Source organism: Paenibacillus sp. J53TS2 (assembly GCF_018403305.1).
GTDB classification, from domain to species: domain Bacteria; phylum Bacillota; class Bacilli; order Paenibacillales; family Paenibacillaceae; genus Fontibacillus; species Fontibacillus rhizolycopersici.
On record NZ_BOSK01000008.1, the window covers coordinates 1 to 19,207 of the forward strand.

A 19,207-nucleotide genomic window follows, 5' to 3' on the forward strand; every position below is an offset into this window, starting at 1 on the left:
CTCCGCCTTTCCCAAGCTCCCCATGCGAGGAACTTGCGTATCCGGTATTAGCTACCGTTTCCGGTAGTTATCCCAGTCTTACGGGCAGGTTGCCTACGTGTTACTCACCCGTCCGCCGCTAAGTTAATCAGGAGCAAGCTCCTGATTAACTCCGCTCGACTTGCATGTATTAGGCACGCCGCCAGCGTTCGTCCTGAGCCAGGATCAAACTCTCCAATAAAGTGTTTGACTTGCTCATTGAAACAAACTGACGAGATTTAAAATCTCATTGTATTACTCACTCGTTGTTCAGTTTTCAAAGATCAACTTTCGTTATCGTCTTATCAGCGACAACTCTTATATTATATCAAGACATCCACTCAAAAGCAAGAACTTTTTTTTTGAATCAAGTTCGTTTAATTTTCGTAAATGCCTATCGCTGCGAGCGACTTTTATAATATACCAAACCTCGAGAACAAACACAAATACAATACTTGGAAATCGTCATCCGGATTCGAGTATCTACTATATAAAAAAGAAGCCTGCATTCCCTAAAGGGACTGCAGGCTTGAGAGGCCTTTGTTTCGTACTTATCCTTGGCTGCCAAGGAAAATGTAACGAAGAATAATGAGGACGAACAATACCCACATCAACCAGTGAATGCTGTATTTTTTCTTGCCGAGCAGATTGGCTGCGCAAGCCAGCACCACATAAAACACGATCCCGAACGAAATCCCGTTCGCAATATTATAGGTGAAAGGCATCATCGTTACAGTCAAGAATGCCGGAATTGCCACGACCATATCGGTAAAATCAATCTCCTTGATCGATTGAACCATCAGTACGCCGACGATGATCAAGGCCGCCGCCGTAGCGGAACCTGGAATCAAAGCCGCGATTGGAGCCAAGAACAGTGCCGCCAAGAAGCAAACACCCGTCGTAACGGCGGTAAGGCCGGTACGTCCGCCTTCAGCTACGCCCGCCGCGCTTTCGACGTATGCGGTCGTTGTCGAAGTCCCCAGCAAAGCACCGCCGGTAACAGCCGCTGCGTCAACTAGCATGGCTTTGCCGACACGTTTTTTGCCTTCTTCCGGATTTTTCATGATACCTGCACGGGAAGCCGTGCCTACCAAAGTGCCGAAAGTATCAAACAATTCCACGAAAGTAAATGTCGCAATGGCGGAAATAATCCCCGTGTGCAGAATACCCTCCCAGTCAAACCGCGCGAAATTAATTTGCGTGAAGTCCGGAACCCAAGGCGTTTGCGGATCTGACAGAGTACCGAAATCCACAACGCCCATCAGCAAAGCGACGATCGTGGTTCCCAGAATCCCGAGCAGAATCGCACCTCGAACCTGGAGGACCATCAGAATACCGATGAGCAATAAACCGATCAAAGCGAGCTGTACGTCGGTATTTTCCAGGCTACCCAAGTGGATGACTGTTTCAAAGGAAAGAACATCCGTAAACGTGTGCGCCGCAATATCACTGCCGGCTTCGACGCCGATTGTCATCAGTCCGCTGTTTTTCAAACCAATGATCGTAATGAACAACCCGATCCCGACCGTAATCGCATGCTTCAGCGAATCCGGAACGGCGTCAAGCAACATTTGACGAACTTTAGTTAAGGTTAACAGGATAAAGATCAAACCCGAAATGAATACGGCGGTCAAGCCCATTTCCCAAGTAAACGGGTGATCCGTCGTTGCCGACGAAAGAATAACGGAAGCAAAATATGCATTAAGACCCATGCCCGGCGCAAGCGCTACAGGAAAGTTAATGAACAGGCCCATGGCGATCGTGAAAATCCCGGCGGAAAGCGCCGTCGCCAAGAAAACAGAATACCACCCCATGTCGATCTGACCAAAAGCCGTCAGCGTGTTAGGGTTGACCGTAAGGATGTAGGCCATCGCCATAAACGTAGTCAGGCCCGCCATAATCTCCGTACGCACTGTCGAACCGTTCTGTTTCAGTTTAAAAAACCGATCCATGATAAAATTACTCCCCCTTAGTATATGACAATCAAGGTTCAAAAAGCCGGCGTTTCCGCACTACTTTATTGAATTCCCTTCGGAAAACGACAAAAAGCCCGAGGTGACATCCCTCGGGTTACCGTACGTCCAGAAGAAACGCAATCATTCTGAAAGCCAACGGGCTTCAGAGAAGGAAGCAAGCTGGCAATCTAGTTCGGGTGATCCCGAAAGCCTCGCCTAACCTGCACCAAGAATACGCTTCTTCTTTTCGTAGCCAGATCATTTACGGTGACCTCGTAGAGACTTCCGGGCCCATCCCCGGAATTATACGAAAAGGACTATGTTGTTTTGTCGATCTCCTGACAAGCCTCATGACGAAGGCTTATCACATCACTTATTCTAGGCCGAGGCCTCCAAATTGTCAACAGAAAAAACGAATATTCGATAAAGATCGAGCTTGTATTGTTCGCCATTTGAAGAAATCGTGAAAATTTACATCGTTATCAAAAATAACCGATATACCTGTTATATTCTGGTATGGGGGTTGTTTTATGAATCTATTAAGAAAGACGACGCGAACTCTGCTGGCTTACGTCCTGCTTTTGTCGCTTGTCGGCATAACCGGCATAGCTTCTGCAGCCGGCTCGAATCAGGTGTCCATTGAGGTTGCAACGAGAGAGACCTCCCTGATTCCCGGCAGCAGCGTGATGGTCAACGTCAAGCTTTCCAATCTCACGCATGAAAACCAAAAGCTCCGGTCAGCGGTGCTTGCCTTAAGCTATGACGAAAAAGCGTTTAATACCGAGGGTAAAATACGCTTTGATGAGACTCTCGGAAAATACATATGGAGAGCCGATACTTATGTTATCCCATCCAAAACGTACGAGACTAAAGATTATCTCATTGAAGCTCCCTATCCAGTCGATCTAGATCCTGCGGATGGCAGACAAGAAGTGATTTTGTCGATCTCCGCCCTAAATAACAAGTACATCGACTCCGAGAAGGATGAAGCCTTTATTTCATTTTACCTTACGGTGAACAAGGAAGCTCCGACTCAGAATACTTCGATCCATGTTCTTGCTCAAGAAACGGTGTTAAAGGATGCCGCAGGAAATTCCATTAAAGCGTTTGGGTCAACGTCCGCGAACGTTTATGTCGGCATTCCTAAACAAATTGAGATTGTTCGTGGCACTCTCCCGCCCACTTCTGATCCTTTCAACGTAAGCTTGAACAGCGGCACGGAGCTAAACGCGCTGGCTATTTTCAATAATGGAGACACGTCCTATATCACGGAATTTACTTCATGGGACACGACCGATCAGCAGGTTATTACGTCACCCATATACGGAAATATCCAAGCGGTCGCGTTAGGAAAAGCGGAGGTTACCGCTACTTTCGGAAATGTGACAGGCAAGCACGAGGTCCAGGTATACCCGAAGGGGGCACCTGAGTTAATTGTAAAGGAAGTCGTCTACGTCACCCGTATCCCAGATGAGCGATTGTTTGCGAAGGCGGCAGTCGTCCAAATCAAAGTAAACGGAAAAACCGCCGAACCGGGACGGATTTTTGACGGTGCCACTTACGTTCCGCTGCGATCGGTCAGCAACTTGCTGGGGATTGAAGTCAAGTACGACAATGATAAAAAAGCACCAACCCTAAAAGGGAAGGCTGTGCAGCATTTCTATACCTTTTCGGGGACGACCTACATCTGGGCACGTGATCTTCCCGTGCTGCTGGGGGCCAAAATGAGCTGGGACAGCAAAAAAACGACCCTGAATATCGAGACCTCTGTTCAAAAATAACCCGACAAAAAAATGCTCTCTTTTAGATGCCGGTTCAGGCAAATAAAAGAGAGCATTCGTTATTTTTCAACCTATTCCCATTCGATCGTCGCCGGCGGTTTCGACGTAATGTCGTAAACAACGCGGTTCACGTTCTCAACCTCGTTAACGATACGCACGGAGATCTTCTCCAGCACGTCCCAAGGGATACGAGCCCAGTCGGCGGTCATGCCGTCGATGGACGTTACGGCGCGAATGCCTACCGTGTAAGAGTAGGTACGGGCATCGCCCATAACTCCTACGCTGCGCATGTTCGGCAGCGCCGTAAAGTACTGCCAGATCTCACGATCCAGTCCGGCTTTGGCGATCTCATCGCGCAGGATGTAATCAGAATCCCGAACGATCTTCAATTTCTCTTCGGTCACTTCGCCCAAAACGCGAATGGCGAGTCCCGGTCCCGGGAACGGTTGTCTCCATACGATTTCCCGAGGCAATCCCAACTCTTCGCCGACCTTGCGCACTTCGTCTTTGAACAGCGTATTCAACGGCTCGATCAGCTTGAATTTCATGTCCTCCGGCAGCCCGCCCACATTGTGGTGCGATTTGATCGTTTGGGCCGTCGCGGTTCCGCTCTCGACAATGTCCGTATACAACGTCCCTTGAGCCAGAAATTTGAAGTCATCGAATTTAGCCGACTCTTCGTCAAAGACGTAAATGAATTCGTTGCCGATGATTTTCCGCTTCCGTTCCGGATCGTCAACGCCGGCCAGCTTCGTAAGGAAACGTTCGCGCGCATCGATCTTGACGACCTTCATGTCGAACTTGCCAACGAAGGTCTCCATCACGCTCTCCGCTTCCCCCTTACGCAGCAGACCATGGTCGATGAACATGCAGGTCAGTTGGTCGCCGATGGCTTTATGAATCAGCATCGCTACAACCGAGGAGTCAACGCCGCCGCTCAACGCGCACAGTACCTTGCCGTCTCCAACCTTGTCGCGGATATCGCGCATGGCATCCTCGATAAACGTCTCCATGCTCCAGTTGCCTTCACAGCCGCAGATCTCGTAAAGGAAGTTACGGATCATCTCGTTACCGTGCACGGAATGACGAACCTCCGGATGGAATTGCACGCCGTACATGTTGCGGTTCGGGTTGGCGAACCCGGCGATCGGTGCATGCTCCGTTGAAGCATCAACCACGAAGCCGTCCGGAAGCTGGGTCACGTGATCCCCATGGCTCATCCAAACCGTCTGTTTCGCATCGAGCCCGCGGGTTAATGCCGAATGTTCCGCAAAATCGACATCTGCCTTGCCGTACTCGCGTTTCGCTGCGCGTTCCACCTTGCCTCCAAGCTGGTGCGCCATTAACTGCATGCCATAACAGATGCCAAAAATCGGCACGCCGATATCGTACACGGCCGGGTCGATGTGCGGGGCATCCTCCGCGTAAACACTGGATGGTCCGCCCGAAAACACGATTCCTTTCGGCGCGATTTCCCGCAGGCGTTCCACCGGCGTATTAAACGGCATTAGTTCGCTATACACGCCTAAGTCGCGGATCCTTCTTGCAATTAACTGATTGTATTGTCCTCCGAAATCAAGGACCACAATCATTTCATTTGGCTTATTCATGACCGAGCCTCCCTCAAATTATGACACCTATTATACGAAACGACAAAAGAGGTCGTCAAGGAAGCCCGGTGCCAACTTCAGCGGCGACGAAAGGCCAAATTCCGGCATTGTTCCAGGAACTTCATGCTTTCCTTTCGCTCTGGCCGCAATCCCCCGTAGTAGATCATCTCCCAGGTCCGCACGAACTGCTCAGTCGACTCGGCTTGAGATTTATCCGCGAGAAGCGCGGATTGGAGGTATTCCCGGGCTGTCATAGACGCAGGTTTAGGTCCGTAGACGATTGCCAGCTCGCGCCACACCCGATCCGCCGAAGCCAACAGTTCACGGCGTCCAGGAAAGGCATTTCGCAGACGCAGGCGTCCAAAGGCAAGCGGAAGCAAGTGTCTGCGTTGCTTCACTTCCCTCGCCACCAGCAATACGAAACCGGCACCCAGCGCCAGGACGGTCCAATCGAACAAGCGCAGCTTCAGATTCATTGCGGCGAACTGTTTTGCGGCTAGATCGGTAAGTTTCGGCTGCAGGAGCTTGGCCACCTCGGTTGCTTTGGCTAACAGCGGAAAAGTCGCTTCGGTATCTGCGCCACTTAGCCCATGATCCGATAAAGTGTTGACGCTTAAAGCCATGGACGCGCCGAACCCTGGCGTCGGATCGAAGGCAACCCAACCGGTCTCGGGAAAATACACCTCCACCCATGAATGCGCATCAGCATACGTCACGGTATACCGATGCAGTTCAACGGAATCGGTGCCGCCAACGGTGGATGCAGGTGCCACTCTGTTATCCGCTTCGGCAGCTGTCGTAGCGGCAGATGACCCAGGCTCGCCCGGAGCGAAACCCTTGACCCAACGGGCCGGGACCCCGCCGCTGCGAAGCAAGATGACCATCGCCGTCGAGAAGTGATCGCAATAGCCGATGCGGTCGACGAACAAAAAGCGGTCAACGAAATCGGCCCCTTCCGGCGGCTGATGGGAATCCAAGCTATAAGCGTAACGATGCTTTAAGTAACTCTCGACGGCGGCTGCCGCATCATAGCGGCTGCTTTCTCCGGCGACAAGCTGTTCGCCAAGCTTCCGCACCCGCTCCGGCAGAGCCTCCGGCAATTGCAGAAAGCGGTCCCGGACCTCCAGCGGGTCCGGCCCCTCCTCTTGGCGAAGCTCGTCTGTGGACGCTGTCGGCACCGAAGAGGTCAGCTCATAGCCGTAAATCTGCTCCGACGAGGCGGCATAATCGACGATGAAGGCATCCGCCCAGGCGTCAAACCGAGGCTCCAACTGCACCGACTGACTCTGGTCTCCGGCGATGATCCGTTCCGCCTGGACCGGAAGCCCGCCCGACAGCAGGGCCACCCGCCCTGTCAACGGCGCTTCAAACGTCACCGTTTGGCGGATCAGCTCCCGGCCGGTGTCGACGCTGGCGACGGCAGCAGCGGCAGCGCCCAAGGCCATATCGCCCGCGAGGTCACCGGAGCGCTCCGTCCCGGCGATCGTGGGCGAGCCTTCTCCGGCCGGTTGAATCCATCCCCGGCCGGTGTACACGCTTTTGCTTTCGCCGCGCCAGTACGTATTGTACGGCGACAACGCCGTAAAATACGGGTCATGGCGCAGGCGCAGCGGCGCGCCCAGCTTGGAGTCGTCTCGGCCGTAGCCGGATACGCTGACCGCCGCGGCACCGCCCGGCTGTCCGGTCAGCTCGGCACCGCTCCAGTCCGACAAGCTGCGGGCGACCTGCTCCCAAGAGATCGCCCGCACCGGCTGCAGCGGCAGCAACGAGCTGAGCAGCGCCGCGCCGGCAACGCAAACGAGCACGACGCCCCCGCCGGCAACGCTCCCGGTTCCCCGGCTCGCCCCGGACTCGCCGCGATGGAACGCCGCCGCTTGCAGCGCCAGACCCAGCGCCGCCGTGCGGATGACACCTAAATACAATTCCAGGCCCACGGTTGCCTCGAGTACCAACAAATAAATCACAGTAGCTGACAAGAATAACAAAATGCTTTGGCGCGAGAGCGCCAGCATTTGTACGGATACGACCAGCAGTGTCCAGCCGATCAATAACAGCAGCGCCCGCGTCTCCATACTGATGGCGTAAAGTCTTCCCGTGCTCAAAAACTCGTCCAGATCGGCAGCGATCGTTTGCGCGTAACCGCTAAACCAGGATACCCCTTCTTCCCGTCCGAAGAGATACAGCATGGCTCCGGCGATCAGCATCGGCGGTAACGGTGCAAATAGTCCGGACGGAAGACGCAGGCAACCGAACAGCAGCAATGCCCCGGTGAGAATAAAGAACAGCGGAATGAGCTCCGTTTGCCTATCCGGCATCATCGCGTGCAAGGGATACAACCATTCCCCGAACAATCCGAAGAGCAGCAGCGTGATCAGGATCCGCAGGAAGGCCGAAGGCGCAGGATGGCTGCCTCGCCGAGAAGGAATCGACGCCGCTAAGGTCCCTCCGGCCGTGAGCACTACATGTTTAGGCGCTGACATGCTCACTCGCCTCCTTCTGCCGGGACTTCGTTCGATACAGCGTGAGATCTACTACCATGACGCCCCGCTCCCGTAGCCGACCCGCCAGTTGGATCGGTTGACCCGATCCGCCGAGACCGCCGGCACACCAAACCTCCGCGGTCACCCCAAGCTCAGCCAAATGCAGCAAGTCTCCGGCCAATTCAGTCGTAAGCCTACCCGTGATGACCGTGAGGCTTTGCCCTTGGGATAGCACCTCGGACCAATCCCGGCGGAGCAGTCCTCCTGCAGATAGGCCGTCCCCCCGTCGAAGACCGGCGAGCTGTTCCAGGCCGCTCATCATGCCCTCGCGACCGGTGACCCGGCAGGGGCCGGCCATCGCTCCGTGGCTGAACCTGAGCTCACCAGCGCCCGAATCGCCGGCCTCACGACGCAGCCAAGTTGCGGCAGCTGAGATCGCCAGCTCAAAGCCCGCGGGGTTCGCGTATTCCCCTTGCTGCGCGCTCAACAGCAAATACCTCGGCATCACGCCTTGTTCCTCAGGGATGCGGGAGAGCAACTCTCCCTTTTTTGCGGAGTATTTCCAATGAATTCGGCGCAGCGGATCTCCCGGTGCATAAGGCCTCAAACGGCCAGGCGCCGGGGAAGACATGACCAGTTGGGGCTGCCAAGCCCCGCCGCCCTCTTGCTCGCCCCGCTCCTCTGCTTCCGGCGGATCCGCCGCCAGGGGCGCGGGATGAATAACCATCACCTCGGCTGCAGCGGTGCCACGGCTGCGTTTAAACCAACCGAAGGAATCGCCCCAACTCAACCGTATGGGCATATCCTTGTAGACCCCCCGAGGCAAGCCTTGAATCGTATACATAGCCCGATAATCCCGACGGAATCCGGCGAAAAACAAACTACCGCCCCGGACCCCCGGGCGGTTCGTTCCTTGTCCAGCAGCGGCCCCAGCCAGCTCATCCTCAACCTGCAACCAGATGGGCGGTAGCCCTCCTTCGCAGCGAACCTTCAACGTGATAGTGACCGGTTCACCGGCAACCGGGAACTCCGGCTGCCAGGCACGCTCGACCTTAAAGCGCTTTGGGCCTAGCGCTTGCACCAGCGCGCCTTGCAACATGACAAAGCCAGCCAACACCAATAAGAACAAGGCTGATGCCCCGCCTCGCCATGCATACCAGCCCCCCAAAGTTCCCAAGAACACGATCGCTACCGGCCATCCCCATCCCGCATTCTTCATGACGAACTCCCCGATGCCCGTGCGAAAATCGGCACATGGACCTTAGACAGCACACTCGCCAGCGCCTGCACTCCATCGATGCCGGCGAGCTTGGCTTCGGTCCGGAGCACGATCCGGTGCGTTAGCACGGCGGGTGCAACGGCCTTCACATCGTCCGGCGTGACGAACGTCCGCCCCTTGAAGTACGCCATCGCCTGTGCAGCGCCCATCCAGGCGAGCGTCGCGCGCGGACTTAAGCCCAGCGCAATTTGCGGATGACGCCGTGAAACGTCCGCGGCTCCAACCATATAGCGCTTGATGACATCGTCTACCAGGACGCCCCGCACCAGACGCTGCATCACGGCCATTTCCTCTGGAAGCAATACCGGCTTCAACTCAGCGGGATTTGGCGGATCCTGCATCCGGCTGAGCATCTCTACCTCCTGTTCCGGCTGGGGATACCCCAGCGTAAGCCGCATGAGGAAACGGTCCAACTGTGCCTCCGGCAGGCGATAGGTCCCCTCGTATTCGAGCGGATTTTGCGTAGCCAGCAACAGAAACGGCTTCGGCAATGCCCGCGTAACTCCGTCAATCGTCACTTTCCGTTCTTCCATCGCTTCCAATAACGCGGATTGCGTTCGCGGAGCCGCCCGGTTGATCTCATCGGCCAGCACGACGTTCGCAAACACCGGTCCGGGTCGAAACTCGAACTGACCGCTTTGCGCATGGTATACCGTTACGCCGGTCACATCGGAAGGCAACAGGTCCGACGTAAATTGGATGCGGCCAAACGAACCGCCGATGCAGGCCGCCAACGTGCGAACCAACATCGTTTTGCCCACTCCGGGTACATCCTCTAGCAGAATATGACCACCGCTCAGCATCGCCACCACCGCGAGCTCGATCTCCTTCTTTTTCCCTACAATCACCCGATCCACTTTGTGAACAAGCTGCTCCAACAGCGCCTGCGCTTGATCGTGATTCATCGTGACTTCCCCCTCCATTTCTAAACCATGGCCGTAATCTATCAACCAGTTTCCCCAGAAACTAGCGAAAATAGACATGGAAGAGAGAAAGGATACGTCCAGCTCGCGACCAGCTCTTGCTAGAGTGCCGAAACCCGCCGTTCGGTTGCGGTCGAAACCGCCTCGACGATCGGATGGTTCAATGCTTCCAGCAGCGGACGCAACGGAATCCATAACGCCTGCGCTTTGCGGTCAAACCTCACTTCCCATTCGACGACCGATCCATCCTTGCGTTCGGCGGTCAGCACCCCGCGTCGCGTATCGGCGATGACGGAGGCCTCCCCCCATTCGATAAAGGCACTTTGCGTCGCCTCGCTCCAATAGACTTCGGCGCCAAGGCGCTCCATCACCGTGCGAACAGGTGCCAGATACTGGCCGTCTAGCATTTCATATTCCCCGGCATTCAGGCGCATTTGCACACTGCCCGCTTCCACCGTCAACGGCAGCTCCGGTTCAAACAAAGCCGCATTGGGAGCCACATTGGACGCTACCCATTCGGCTGAAGGTGCAGGGCGGTTTTTCTTGCCAATCCCCCGATCCAGCGTGAATTGAACGGGCTTCTGCTCCGCGGACAATGTTGAAAACTCATAACCTAGTTTTTTATAGTAATGGATAATTTCCGGCAACGCCTTGACGGTTTCTTCATGTCCCCCTCCATCATGCATCAATACGATCACCTGGTCCTGGGGCTTCTCATTCTTAACGTTGCTTACGATTTCGTCCGCCGGAACGCCTTTGCGTTTAGAATCACCGCTGTCCACATTCCAGTCGAAAACCTTATACCCGCCTTGTTCCAACAAGCTAAAGTACGTTTTGTCAAAATGCCCGTACGTCCCGCCCGGCGCACGTACCAGCGGCGTACGGGTTCCCGTGATCTCCCGCAGCACCTCCTCCGTTGCCTTGACCTGCTTCCAGAAATGGCCAAAGCTGTCGTACAGCGCATCATAGTCGTGATTATACGTGTGATTTCCCAACGCGTGACCGGCGTCGACGATACGCCGGATCACCTCAGGGTAGCGTTTGGCCTGCTGACCAAGCACGAAGAAGGTGCCGGTGACCTTCTTCTGCCGCAAAATCTCAAGCACCTGATCCGTATGCGGGCTTGGCCCATCATCAAAGGTTAGGTACACCGTCTTGCCTTGCGTTTTCTTCTTTGCTTCCTGAGACGTCTCGACTTTCTTCTTCGGTTTAGCCGACGCCAAAGCCGCCGGTATCGCGGCCGTGCCAACGGCTGAATGATTTACAGTTTGCACCTTCTGGGGTGTAGCGAGATTCACTTTATGGGTCGCGGATCCCACCGCGGCTTGTTCCTTCATGGCATGGGCTTTCACCTCGGGCAAGCCTTGCGGCTGAAAGCCCAGCGGGGCGCCAATCGCAGCGATCAGCACCAGTGTAAGCAGCATCATACGAACCAGCATAAGTCCGGAAATTCTTCTTTGTTTCATCGACCTTCTACCTCCGCAGCTAGGATCAAATTCTTTTCTATGAATCCATGGCCTATCTGGTAGATTGTATGAAGGTAGAAACGCAAATAGACTTCCGGATTCGCTGCCAAAGGCATAAAAAAATCACCCCTTGTCGCTTGACAAAAGGGGTGACCTGGCGCATAACCCTAGCCCCCGACTTACATCTTATTCGTCTCCCGAAGCGCCTCTAATACTTGCTCGGCGTGCCCTTTCACTCTGACACCGCGCCATTCGCGGAGAAGCTTGCCCTCCTCGTCGATGAGGAACGTGGAACGAACGATGCCCTCGAATTCGCGACCGTACATTTTTTTTAGCTGCCACACGCCAAATAACCCACACACTTCATGGGACTCGTCCGATAGAAGCGGAAAATTTAGCCCCTGCTTCTGGACGAACCTTCCGTGGGATTTTACCGTATCCCCGCTGATTCCAAGCACCACGGCTCCATACTCCCCGTACGCCTGGGCGAGGTCGCGAAAATCGCAAGCCTCCTGGGTGCAAGCCGGGGTTGAATCTTTGGGATAAAAATAAAGAACGACCTTGCGGCCGCGAAATTGCGATAGCGAAATTTCCTCCCCGCTGTCTGCGGGTAACCGAAAGTCCGGAACGGGCTTGCCGATTTGCACTTCCTGCGGTTGTTCCGACATGTGAACTCCTCCTCGGGCCTCTCCAACCCTGAAATTGATTGTATTTACAAAAAAAATTATAATGTAAAGATATGTAGTATATCTATAATAGAAACCGAATTTATCGTACGATCTGAAAGGAACGAACCCAATGACGAAACGCACAAAACGGGCGATTCTCTGGTCGGTGATCGGAGTGGTCGTCGTCCTGGCCGCCTTTGCGGCTTACTATTTTACCGCCATCTACAACCAAGTGGACAATTTTCAAAAAGAAGGAGAGCAGTCTCCTTTCTATAACGTGCAGCCAACCGAGACGAAAGTGCCGGAACCGCCGAAATGGGAAGGCACAGAACGCGTGAACATCCTGTTGATGGGCGTGGATGCGCGCGGTTTGAAGAAGGGGGAAATCCCCCGCTCCGATACGATGCTGGTCGCATCCCTAGACCCGGTGAGCAAGAAGGGTTACCTCTTCTCGATTCTGCGCGACACGTATACGGAAATTCCGGAGCACGGCTCGGATCGGATCAATACGGCGATCACCCATGGTCCGAATACGGCCATGCAGGCGGTCTCCGACCTGCTGGGCATCCCGATTCAATATTATGTGTATACCGACTTCCAAGGATTCATCGAGCTGGTGGATGCGGTCGGCGGGGTGGATTTTTACGTGGAAAAAGATATGCACTACACCAGCAAAGCGGATAACCATGAATACGACATCGATTTGAAAAAAGGACAGCAGCACCTCGACGGCAAAACCGCGCTGCAATACGTCCGCTTCCGACACGACGCCCTCTCCGATTACACCCGGACCGAGCGGCAGCGCAATTTCCTGAAGGCCGTAGCGGATAAGCTGAAATCGACGACCTCGATCATGAAATTACCTTCGATTTTAGAGAAAATCAATCCTTACATCGACACGAATCTGTCGGTTCAAGATATGTGGAAGCTGGCCACCGTCGGGTATGACGCGCAGATGTCCGCCAGCGAGCAAATTCCGCCGATGGACCTGCTGGTCGAGAAAAGCGTTGGCGGTTCGTCCGTGCTGGGCGTCCGAAGCGAAGATGAATTGAAGCAATACGTGCAGGACGTATTTAATAAGAGCGAAGAAACGGGCACCGGCGACGGGGCCGAAAGCGGCAGCGAGCCCGGCGGAACGGGGAGCAACGACAGCAGCGGCGATGCCGGTGATGGTGGAAGCGGCTCTAGCCGGACGGGAGCGAACGCCGGGAGCGACGCGAATCTGGAGGCGGCCAGCCCTTGAGGCTGGCGCCTCTAAAGGCGCGCTAATCGCACCACCAATTGCAACGAGATGTAAAAGTGCAGTTCATTTTGGTGAAAACCGCTCTTATGGGCTCGCCGGATGTAAAAGTGCAGTTCATTTCCTCTTAAAAGTCACTTTTGGGGACCTATCCCGCTAATTGAGATGCACTATTGCAGCTGATCGCACGAAAACGCCGGTTTTCAGGTAAATCAAATGTACTTTTGCAGTTGGATCACCGATGCATCTGTCAAACTAGTTCTCTCCAGTTCTTCAACCAGAAAGGAAGTATAGAAATATGAACCGATCGCAATCCGAACGATTGTACGAAGAAGCATTGCAGCATATTGTAGGTGGCGTCAACAGCCCCTCCCGCTCTTTCAAGGCGGTTGGCGGCGGGGCGCCTGTTTTTATGAAAAAAGCCGAGGGCGCGTATTTCTGGGACGTGGACGGGAACAAATACGTCGATTATTTGGCCGCCTACGGCCCGATCATCACCGGACATGCCCATCCGCACATCACGAAGGCCATCCAAGAGGCGGCGGCGAACGGTACGTTATACGGCACGCCAACGGAGCTGGAGATCCGCTTGGCCGTCATGCTGAAGGAAGCGATCCCTTCGATGGACAAGGTGCGCTTCGTCAACTCCGGCACGGAAGCGGTCATGACCACGATCCGCGTTGCGCGCGCGTATACGAAACGCAACAAGATCATCAAATTTGCCGGGTGTTACCACGGCCATTCCGATCTCGTGCTCGTGGCCGCCGGCTCCGGCCCGTCCACGTTGGGCATCCCCGACAGCGCCGGCATTCCGACCAGCATCGCACACGAGGTGATCACCGTGCCGTTTAACGATGCTACGGCGCTGAAAGAGGCGCTCGACAGGTGGGGCGACGACGTCGCCGCGGTCATGGTCGAGCCCATCGTTGGGAACTTCGGCATGGTGATGCCGAAGCCCGGGTTCTTGGAAGAGCTCTGCCGGCTCGCACGGCAGTATGGCGCCCTCGTCATCTACGACGAGGTCATTACGGCCTTCCGCTTCCACTACGGCTCGGCGCAAACGTACGCCGGCCTCTCAAATCACGAAGCGATCCGGCCGGACCTGACCGCCCTCGGCAAAATCATCGGCGGCGGGTTGCCGATCGGCGCGTACGGCGGCAGCAAAGAGATCATGGAACAGGTGGCGCCGCTGGGCCCGGCCTATCAGGCTGGGACGATGGCGGGCAACCCGGCTTCCATCTCCGCCGGTATCGCCTGCCTCGAAGTGCTGCAGGGTGCCGGGGTTTACGACGAGATGGACCGTCTCGCCGTAAAATTGACCGACGGCCTGTCCGAGTCGGCCCGCCGTCTTGGAGTGCCGCTGACGATCAACCGGATTCGCGGCTCGTTCTCCACGCACTTCTGCGACCACCCGGTCACGAATTACGACGAGGCGCAAGACACGGACGGCGAAGCGTTCGCCGCCTTCTTCCGCGCCATGCTCCGTCGCGGCGTCAACCTCGCTCCGTCGAAATACGAAGCCTGGTTCCTGACGACGGCGCACACGGATGCCGACATCAACTTCACCTTGGAGGCTGCCGAGGCTTCGTTTAAGGAAATTGCCCGCTAAACCTACTAAGTCTGCCTGGTTCGGTTACGATCAGGCAGACTTTTTTTTTCGTTCAAGTGCTATCCCGGCTCCGTCCCATTTACGATTCTCCGCGAACGTTCTATACTACAAGAAGCTTATAATCCAAAGGATGACCTGACGATGAATTTGCTGCAAACGCTCAACCGACAACTAAACAAACTGATGCCACTAATCACGCCTGCCAGCATATTGATCGGCGTTCTTAGTGGGAGCCAACTTGCCGCATACACCTCCTGGTCTCCGTGGCTGTTTGCTTTCATGACCTTTGCCGGGAGCATCAGCCTGAGCTTCAAGGATTTCTTGAACGTGCTCAAAAAACCGCTTCCCCTGGTGCTCTGCCTGTTCATTCTCCATCTCGCCATGCCGCTGATCGCCATGGGGATGGGGCATGTGGCGTTCCCCGGGGATTTCTATACGATTACCGGTTTCATTCTCGCTGCAGCAATTCCAACTGGCGTCAGCAGCTTTGTGTGGGTCGGCATCTACAAAGGCAACATCGCCTTGACCTTGTCGATCATCCTGATCGATACACTGCTGGCGCCGTTTGTCGTGCCCGGAATCCTGTCGCTGCTAGTCGGCGCAAGTGTGCAGCTCGACGCCGCTGCGATGATGACCAGCCTGTTCTGGATGATCGTCGTCCCGTCGCTGGTTGGCATGCTGTTAAACCAATGGAGCAAAAGCAAGGTCATCGCTTCCTGGGGGCCTTGGTTGAACCCGTTCTCGAAGCTCGCCATGGCTGCCGTCGTGGCGATCAACGGTGCGGTTGTCGCTCCTTATCTAACCGACTTTAGCCCGCGGCTGCTGGGCCTCGCCGCCATCATCGTTACGCTCGCGGCGATCGGTTACGTGCTTGGCTTCGGCTTGTCCCGGTTGATTGGCCTAAACGAGTCCGACAAGGTGGCACTCGTCTTCAACGGCGGCATGCGCAACATCAGCGCCGGCGCAGTGCTGGCTGTCACCTACTTCCCTGCTCCGGTGGCCGTCCCGGTCGTGCTGGGCATGGTGTTCCAGCAGATGATGGCCTCGCTCGTTGGCCTGGTGCTGGGCCGACAAGCCCGCGCGCGCCAGCAAAAGGACAAAACGGCCGCGGCGGCGTGATCGTGTAATCCATCGAAACTCGGCAGCATGCGTTCATTCGCCTCAGCGGCCACACTCATTCCGCCTCTGCTGACTCCGCCCCTCTCCCCCTCTAACGGAACCAAATGACCTTATTCGTCCATTTCCCGACCATTTCCCAGCCTAACGGAACCAGATGACGCTATTTGGCCCAAACAGGCATTGAACCACGCCTAAAATGAGAAATAACGTCTCTCCGTTCCGTTAGCGTTGATTTCGCCGTCCACAGCTCTAGCTCCCACTCCCCACCCGCCGCCGCATCTTTTGATGTTATTCCAGCGCCAAATGAGCAACTCAACTCTCCATTCTCCCGCACCCCAACCTTTACCGCTCTCCTTCAGACACATTCGACGCAAAAAAGAGCCTCCCCACAGTCCAAACGGACCGCCCGGGGAGGCTCCTTAGCAACCTGCCGCTTATTGCGGTTGAATTTTATCGAAGAAATTCTCCTGCACGTATTTCGCTGCGACATCCAGCTGTTTCTTGGAATCGGTGCCCTTCTTCGAGAACGATTCCTGCACGACGTTCGACATCGTCGCGTAGTAGTCCTGCGTGCCGAACTGCGCTTCCGGCTTACCTTCCAGCAGGCTGAACAACTGTGGATCGTATTTGTACACGTTGTCGTACTTGTCGTAAATGGCTTTCACTTTGCCGGCGTAGTCGGAATCTTCGCTGAAATATTCCAGCGGCGTCGGCACGTAGTATTTGCCTTCAGCCTTACGGGCATTGATCGTGTCTTCGACCGATTTCAAAGCGTCATCGGTGAAGTAGTCAAACGTGATATAGCGGAACGCCATTTCCTGTTCGTCCTTCGTGGCATTTGGATTGATGACGAGGTAATTGCCGCCCAGAACGCCATAATGTTTGCCGCCCTTCTCTGCAGCAGGCATGGGGTAAGCAATGACGTCCTCCGGCTTCATGCCGCCTTCGTTCAGCGCCGCTTGAATGACGTCAAACGCCCCGGCGATCACCATCGCGGTCCGGCCTTGTTGGAAGGAGCTGACGGCATCGCCCCAGCCCAGCGCCCAGTCTTGCGGGATCGCGTTGGCTTCCCATCTCAGCTTCTTGTAGAAATCCAGCGCCTTCACCCCGGCCTCGGAGTTAAAGACGGCGGTCACTTTGCCGTTCTCATTCGTTTCGATGTCGCCGCCGGCTTCAAACAGGAAGTTGGTCCAGTTCCAGCCCGCTTCATTGCCTTTGCCCATCGGAGCGATCCCCGAAATGCCCTTCTTCGGATCGGCGACGCCTTTGGCTACGTTGTACATGTCATCCCAAGTCCAGTCGAACGCTGGAGCAGCGATCCCTTTATCGTCCAGCAGCTTCTTGTTGACTACGGTCGAAGTGACGTAACCGTTTTGGGTGATCCCGTACACCTTGCCGTCAACGATAAATTGGTTTTGCAGCACCGGGTTAATTTCGTCCTTGTACTCCCAGTTGTTCCACAGCTCCGTGATGTCGGCAACCCAGCCGCGTTCGACCAGGAACTGGGCTTCCGTTGCCCAAGTATTGTAGAAGGTTGGCGCTTCGTTGGACGCCATCTTCACGCCGATTTCGTTGACGCTATACTGCCAGTCGTCCTTCACGATCGTCACGTTCGGGTACTTGGCCTGAAAGCGAGCGATTTTATCGTCCTCCTGCTGGCGGAGCGTCGTTTCGTCCGGCAGCGGATAGTGGATTTTGATCGTAACTTTGCGCTGCGTGATGTCATCGGCTTCTCCCGCAGCCGGTTCGGCATTGCCTCCCCCGTTGTTGCCCGTGGCCGCCACATTCCCGCCGCCATTCCCGCCGTTATTTTGGGCTTCCTTGTTGTTTCCTCCACCGCAGGCCGCTAGCAACGAGCCGAACAGCATCAGGCACATCAACACCGCTGAAAACTTGCGCATTGAAACTCCCCTTTTCTAAAAGTTAGGTTATCTTGCATGTTCATCATAAAAGAGAACGATTTCGCAATCGATGTGTGATCTTATGACTTTCATGTGCAGGCCTACGATCGTTACAATGAAGGTTCAAAAAGTCAGGTTTTCAGGACCGAGAAGGTTGGATGAAGCTAGGGCCTGAGTAGCGGAGCGTAGGCAGACCTACGTGAGCAACAGAAGGCCCGGCTGAATTCAAGATTCGACGTCGAATCTGCCTCATGATCTGCCTCGTCATGGAAAGATTACTTTTTGAACTACCTATCCTTTGACCGCGGACAAGTTGACGCTGCGCATGATAAACTTCTGGAACCCGAGGAACACGAAGATCGGCGGAATCATGACCATGAACAAAATGCTGAACTTGAGGCTGCTGTCCATATTCCGCGCGTTAATCACATACTTGTAAATCGCCGTCGCCAGCGTGTACTTGTCTTCCGTATGCATGACCAGGGATGGCCAGAACCAGTCATTCCAGGCCGTGGAGAAAATAAAGATCGCCAGCGTCGCAAAGATCGGCACCGACAGCGGCACCGCGATCCGCAAGTAACTGGTCCACTCCGAAGCCCCGTCAATCCGGGCTGCCTCGAAGATTTCTGGATGGATGCCGTCGAAGAAGTTTTTCATCAGCAGGAAATAATACGCATTTGCCCCGGCAGGCAACCAGAAGGCCCAGTAAGAGTTCAACAGCCCCAACTCCTTCAGGTTCACGAAGTTCGGGATCATGTAGCTCGAGGCCGGAATAAACAACGTGAGCAGAATGAAGAAGTATATCGCCCGGCTGTACGGCACGCGGATCCGCGAAATGCTGAACGAGGCGAGGCCAAGTACCAGGATGGTCATCAGCAGGTTACCGCCGAAGATCAGCAGGGTATTTTTCAAAAACATCGGCAGATCGATATAACCCCAAGCTTTCGGAAAATTGTCCCAATGCCACTCCTGCGGCAAAAACCGCGGCGGGAACGAGTTGACCTCCTGATTGCTTTTGAGCCCGTTGAACATCGTCATCGCGATTGGATATAACATCGTAAAAGCCATGACCGCGATGCACAACACCATAAATCCGTAAACGATTTTATTAAGCGGCTTCTGCAAATCGGAGGGCGACAGGATGCCTCTTTCTTTCAT

14 protein-coding genes, 1 rRNA gene and 1 riboswitch are annotated in these 19,207 nt (G+C 55.0%); of the genes, 4 read left to right on the forward strand and 11 right to left on the reverse strand.

Features of this window, described 5'->3' with window-relative positions; all coding sequences use genetic code 11:
• Together KJS42_RS16890 and KJS42_RS16895 are read right to left on the reverse strand one after the other, a co-directional pair.
• Positions 1-220, reverse strand: a 16S ribosomal RNA gene (locus KJS42_RS16890); the annotation flags it as partial.
• Between the two features lie 349 nt (positions 221-569).
• The gene (locus KJS42_RS16895) at positions 570-1,970 is read right to left on the reverse strand and encodes an NCS2 family permease (protein WP_155607198.1); all 1,401 of its coding nucleotides are present in this window, start codon (positions 1,968-1,970) and stop codon (positions 570-572) included.
• 233 nt (positions 1,971-2,203) lie between these two features.
• Positions 2,204-2,304, reverse strand: a riboswitch (purine riboswitch).
• Between the two features lie 199 nt (positions 2,305-2,503).
• Between KJS42_RS16895 and KJS42_RS16900 the strand changes: the two genes are divergently transcribed.
• Positions 2,504-3,754 (forward strand): stalk domain-containing protein, encoded by a 1,251-nt coding sequence (locus KJS42_RS16900; RefSeq protein WP_213623546.1) that lies wholly within the window; start codon positions 2,504-2,506, stop codon positions 3,752-3,754.
• Between the two features lie 71 nt (positions 3,755-3,825).
• Here KJS42_RS16900 and guaA read toward each other — a convergent pair whose 3' ends face one another.
• The 6 genes from guaA to bcp all read right to left on the reverse strand — a co-directional run bounded on the left by guaA (position 3,826) and on the right by bcp (position 12,180).
• Positions 3,826-5,364, reverse strand: a complete 1,539-nt coding sequence (gene guaA / locus KJS42_RS16905) for a glutamine-hydrolyzing GMP synthase (protein ID WP_213623547.1) — start codon at positions 5,362-5,364, stop codon at positions 3,826-3,828.
• Between the two features lie 77 nt (positions 5,365-5,441).
• The gene (locus KJS42_RS16910) at positions 5,442-7,844 is read right to left on the reverse strand and encodes a DUF4129 domain-containing transglutaminase family protein (protein ID WP_213623548.1); all 2,403 of its coding nucleotides are present in this window, start codon (positions 7,842-7,844) and stop codon (positions 5,442-5,444) included.
• Positions 7,831-9,063, reverse strand: coding sequence for a DUF58 domain-containing protein (locus tag KJS42_RS16915; protein WP_213623549.1), 1,233 nt, complete (start codon positions 9,061-9,063; stop codon positions 7,831-7,833). The genes KJS42_RS16910 and KJS42_RS16915 overlap by 14 nt, the downstream gene beginning before the upstream one ends.
• Positions 9,060-10,028 (reverse strand): AAA family ATPase, encoded by a 969-nt coding sequence (locus KJS42_RS16920; protein WP_213623550.1) that lies wholly within the window; start codon positions 10,026-10,028, stop codon positions 9,060-9,062. Before KJS42_RS16920 ends, KJS42_RS16915 begins: the two co-directional genes overlap by 4 nt.
• A 119-nt stretch (positions 10,029-10,147) precedes the next feature.
• A complete protein-coding gene (locus KJS42_RS16925) occupies positions 10,148-11,512 on the reverse strand; it encodes a polysaccharide deacetylase family protein (RefSeq protein WP_213623551.1) in 1,365 nt (454 codons plus the stop codon).
• A gap of 179 nt (positions 11,513-11,691) precedes the next feature.
• Positions 11,692-12,180 carry a thioredoxin-dependent thiol peroxidase gene (gene bcp / locus KJS42_RS16930; protein WP_213623552.1) on the reverse strand — a complete coding sequence of 163 codons (489 nt, stop codon included), beginning with the start codon at positions 12,178-12,180 and terminating at the stop codon, positions 11,692-11,694.
• A 130-nt stretch (positions 12,181-12,310) separates the two neighbouring features.
• Here bcp and KJS42_RS16935 point away from each other — a divergent pair, with 130 nt between their 5' ends.
• The 3 genes from KJS42_RS16935 (at position 12,311) to KJS42_RS16945 (ending at position 16,148) form a co-directional block, all read left to right on the forward strand.
• Complete coding sequence (locus KJS42_RS16935) at positions 12,311-13,423, forward strand: LCP family protein (protein ID WP_213623553.1); 1,113 nt, start codon at positions 12,311-12,313, stop codon at positions 13,421-13,423.
• A gap of 295 nt (positions 13,424-13,718) precedes the next feature.
• Entirely contained in the window at positions 13,719-15,029 is a 1,311-nt protein-coding gene (locus KJS42_RS16940) for a glutamate-1-semialdehyde 2,1-aminomutase (RefSeq protein ID WP_213623554.1), read from the forward strand.
• A gap of 147 nt (positions 15,030-15,176) precedes the next feature.
• The gene (locus tag KJS42_RS16945; protein WP_213623660.1) at positions 15,177-16,148 is read left to right on the forward strand and encodes a bile acid:sodium symporter family protein; all 972 of its coding nucleotides are present in this window, start codon (positions 15,177-15,179) and stop codon (positions 16,146-16,148) included.
• 191 nt (positions 16,149-16,339) lie between these two features.
• Here KJS42_RS16945 and KJS42_RS16950 read toward each other — a convergent pair whose 3' ends face one another.
• From KJS42_RS16950 to KJS42_RS16960, 3 genes are all read right to left on the reverse strand, one after another.
• Positions 16,340-16,522, reverse strand: coding sequence for a hypothetical protein (locus tag KJS42_RS16950; RefSeq protein ID WP_213623555.1), 183 nt, complete (start codon positions 16,520-16,522; stop codon positions 16,340-16,342).
• A gap of 60 nt (positions 16,523-16,582) precedes the next feature.
• Positions 16,583-18,049, reverse strand: coding sequence for an ABC transporter substrate-binding protein (locus KJS42_RS16955; RefSeq protein WP_155607208.1), 1,467 nt, complete (start codon positions 18,047-18,049; stop codon positions 16,583-16,585).
• Between the two features lie 291 nt (positions 18,050-18,340).
• Positions 18,341-19,207 (reverse strand): carbohydrate ABC transporter permease, encoded by an 867-nt coding sequence (locus tag KJS42_RS16960; RefSeq protein WP_155607209.1) that lies wholly within the window; start codon positions 19,205-19,207, stop codon positions 18,341-18,343.

Bases quoted from the DNA above. Each gene is read 5' to 3' on its own strand.
- KJS42_RS16900 (WP_213623546.1), top strand. From the start codon at position 2,504: ATGAATCTATTAAGAAAGACGACGCGAACTCTGCTGGCTTACGTCCTG.
- KJS42_RS16915 (WP_213623549.1), bottom strand. From the start codon at position 9,063: ATGAAGAATGCGGGATGGGGATGGCCGGTAGCGATCGTGTTCTTGGGA.
- KJS42_RS16925 (WP_213623551.1), bottom strand. From the start codon at position 11,512: ATGAAACAAAGAAGAATTTCCGGACTTATGCTGGTTCGTATGATGCTG.
- KJS42_RS16895 (WP_155607198.1), bottom strand. From the start codon at position 1,970: ATGGATCGGTTTTTTAAACTGAAACAGAACGGTTCGACAGTGCGTACG.
- KJS42_RS16920 (WP_213623550.1), bottom strand. From the start codon at position 10,028: ATGAATCACGATCAAGCGCAGGCGCTGTTGGAGCAGCTTGTTCACAAA.
- guaA (WP_213623547.1), bottom strand. From the start codon at position 5,364: ATGAATAAGCCAAATGAAATGATTGTGGTCCTTGATTTCGGAGGACAA.
- KJS42_RS16910 (WP_213623548.1), bottom strand. From the start codon at position 7,844: ATGTCAGCGCCTAAACATGTAGTGCTCACGGCCGGAGGGACCTTAGCG.
- KJS42_RS16955 (WP_155607208.1), bottom strand. From the start codon at position 18,049: ATGCGCAAGTTTTCAGCGGTGTTGATGTGCCTGATGCTGTTCGGCTCG.
- KJS42_RS16935 (WP_213623553.1), top strand. From the start codon at position 12,311: ATGACGAAACGCACAAAACGGGCGATTCTCTGGTCGGTGATCGGAGTG.
- KJS42_RS16960 (WP_155607209.1), bottom strand. From the start codon at position 19,207: ATGAAAGAAAGAGGCATCCTGTCGCCCTCCGATTTGCAGAAGCCGCTT.
- bcp (WP_213623552.1), bottom strand. From the start codon at position 12,180: ATGTCGGAACAACCGCAGGAAGTGCAAATCGGCAAGCCCGTTCCGGAC.
- KJS42_RS16940 (WP_213623554.1), top strand. From the start codon at position 13,719: ATGAACCGATCGCAATCCGAACGATTGTACGAAGAAGCATTGCAGCAT.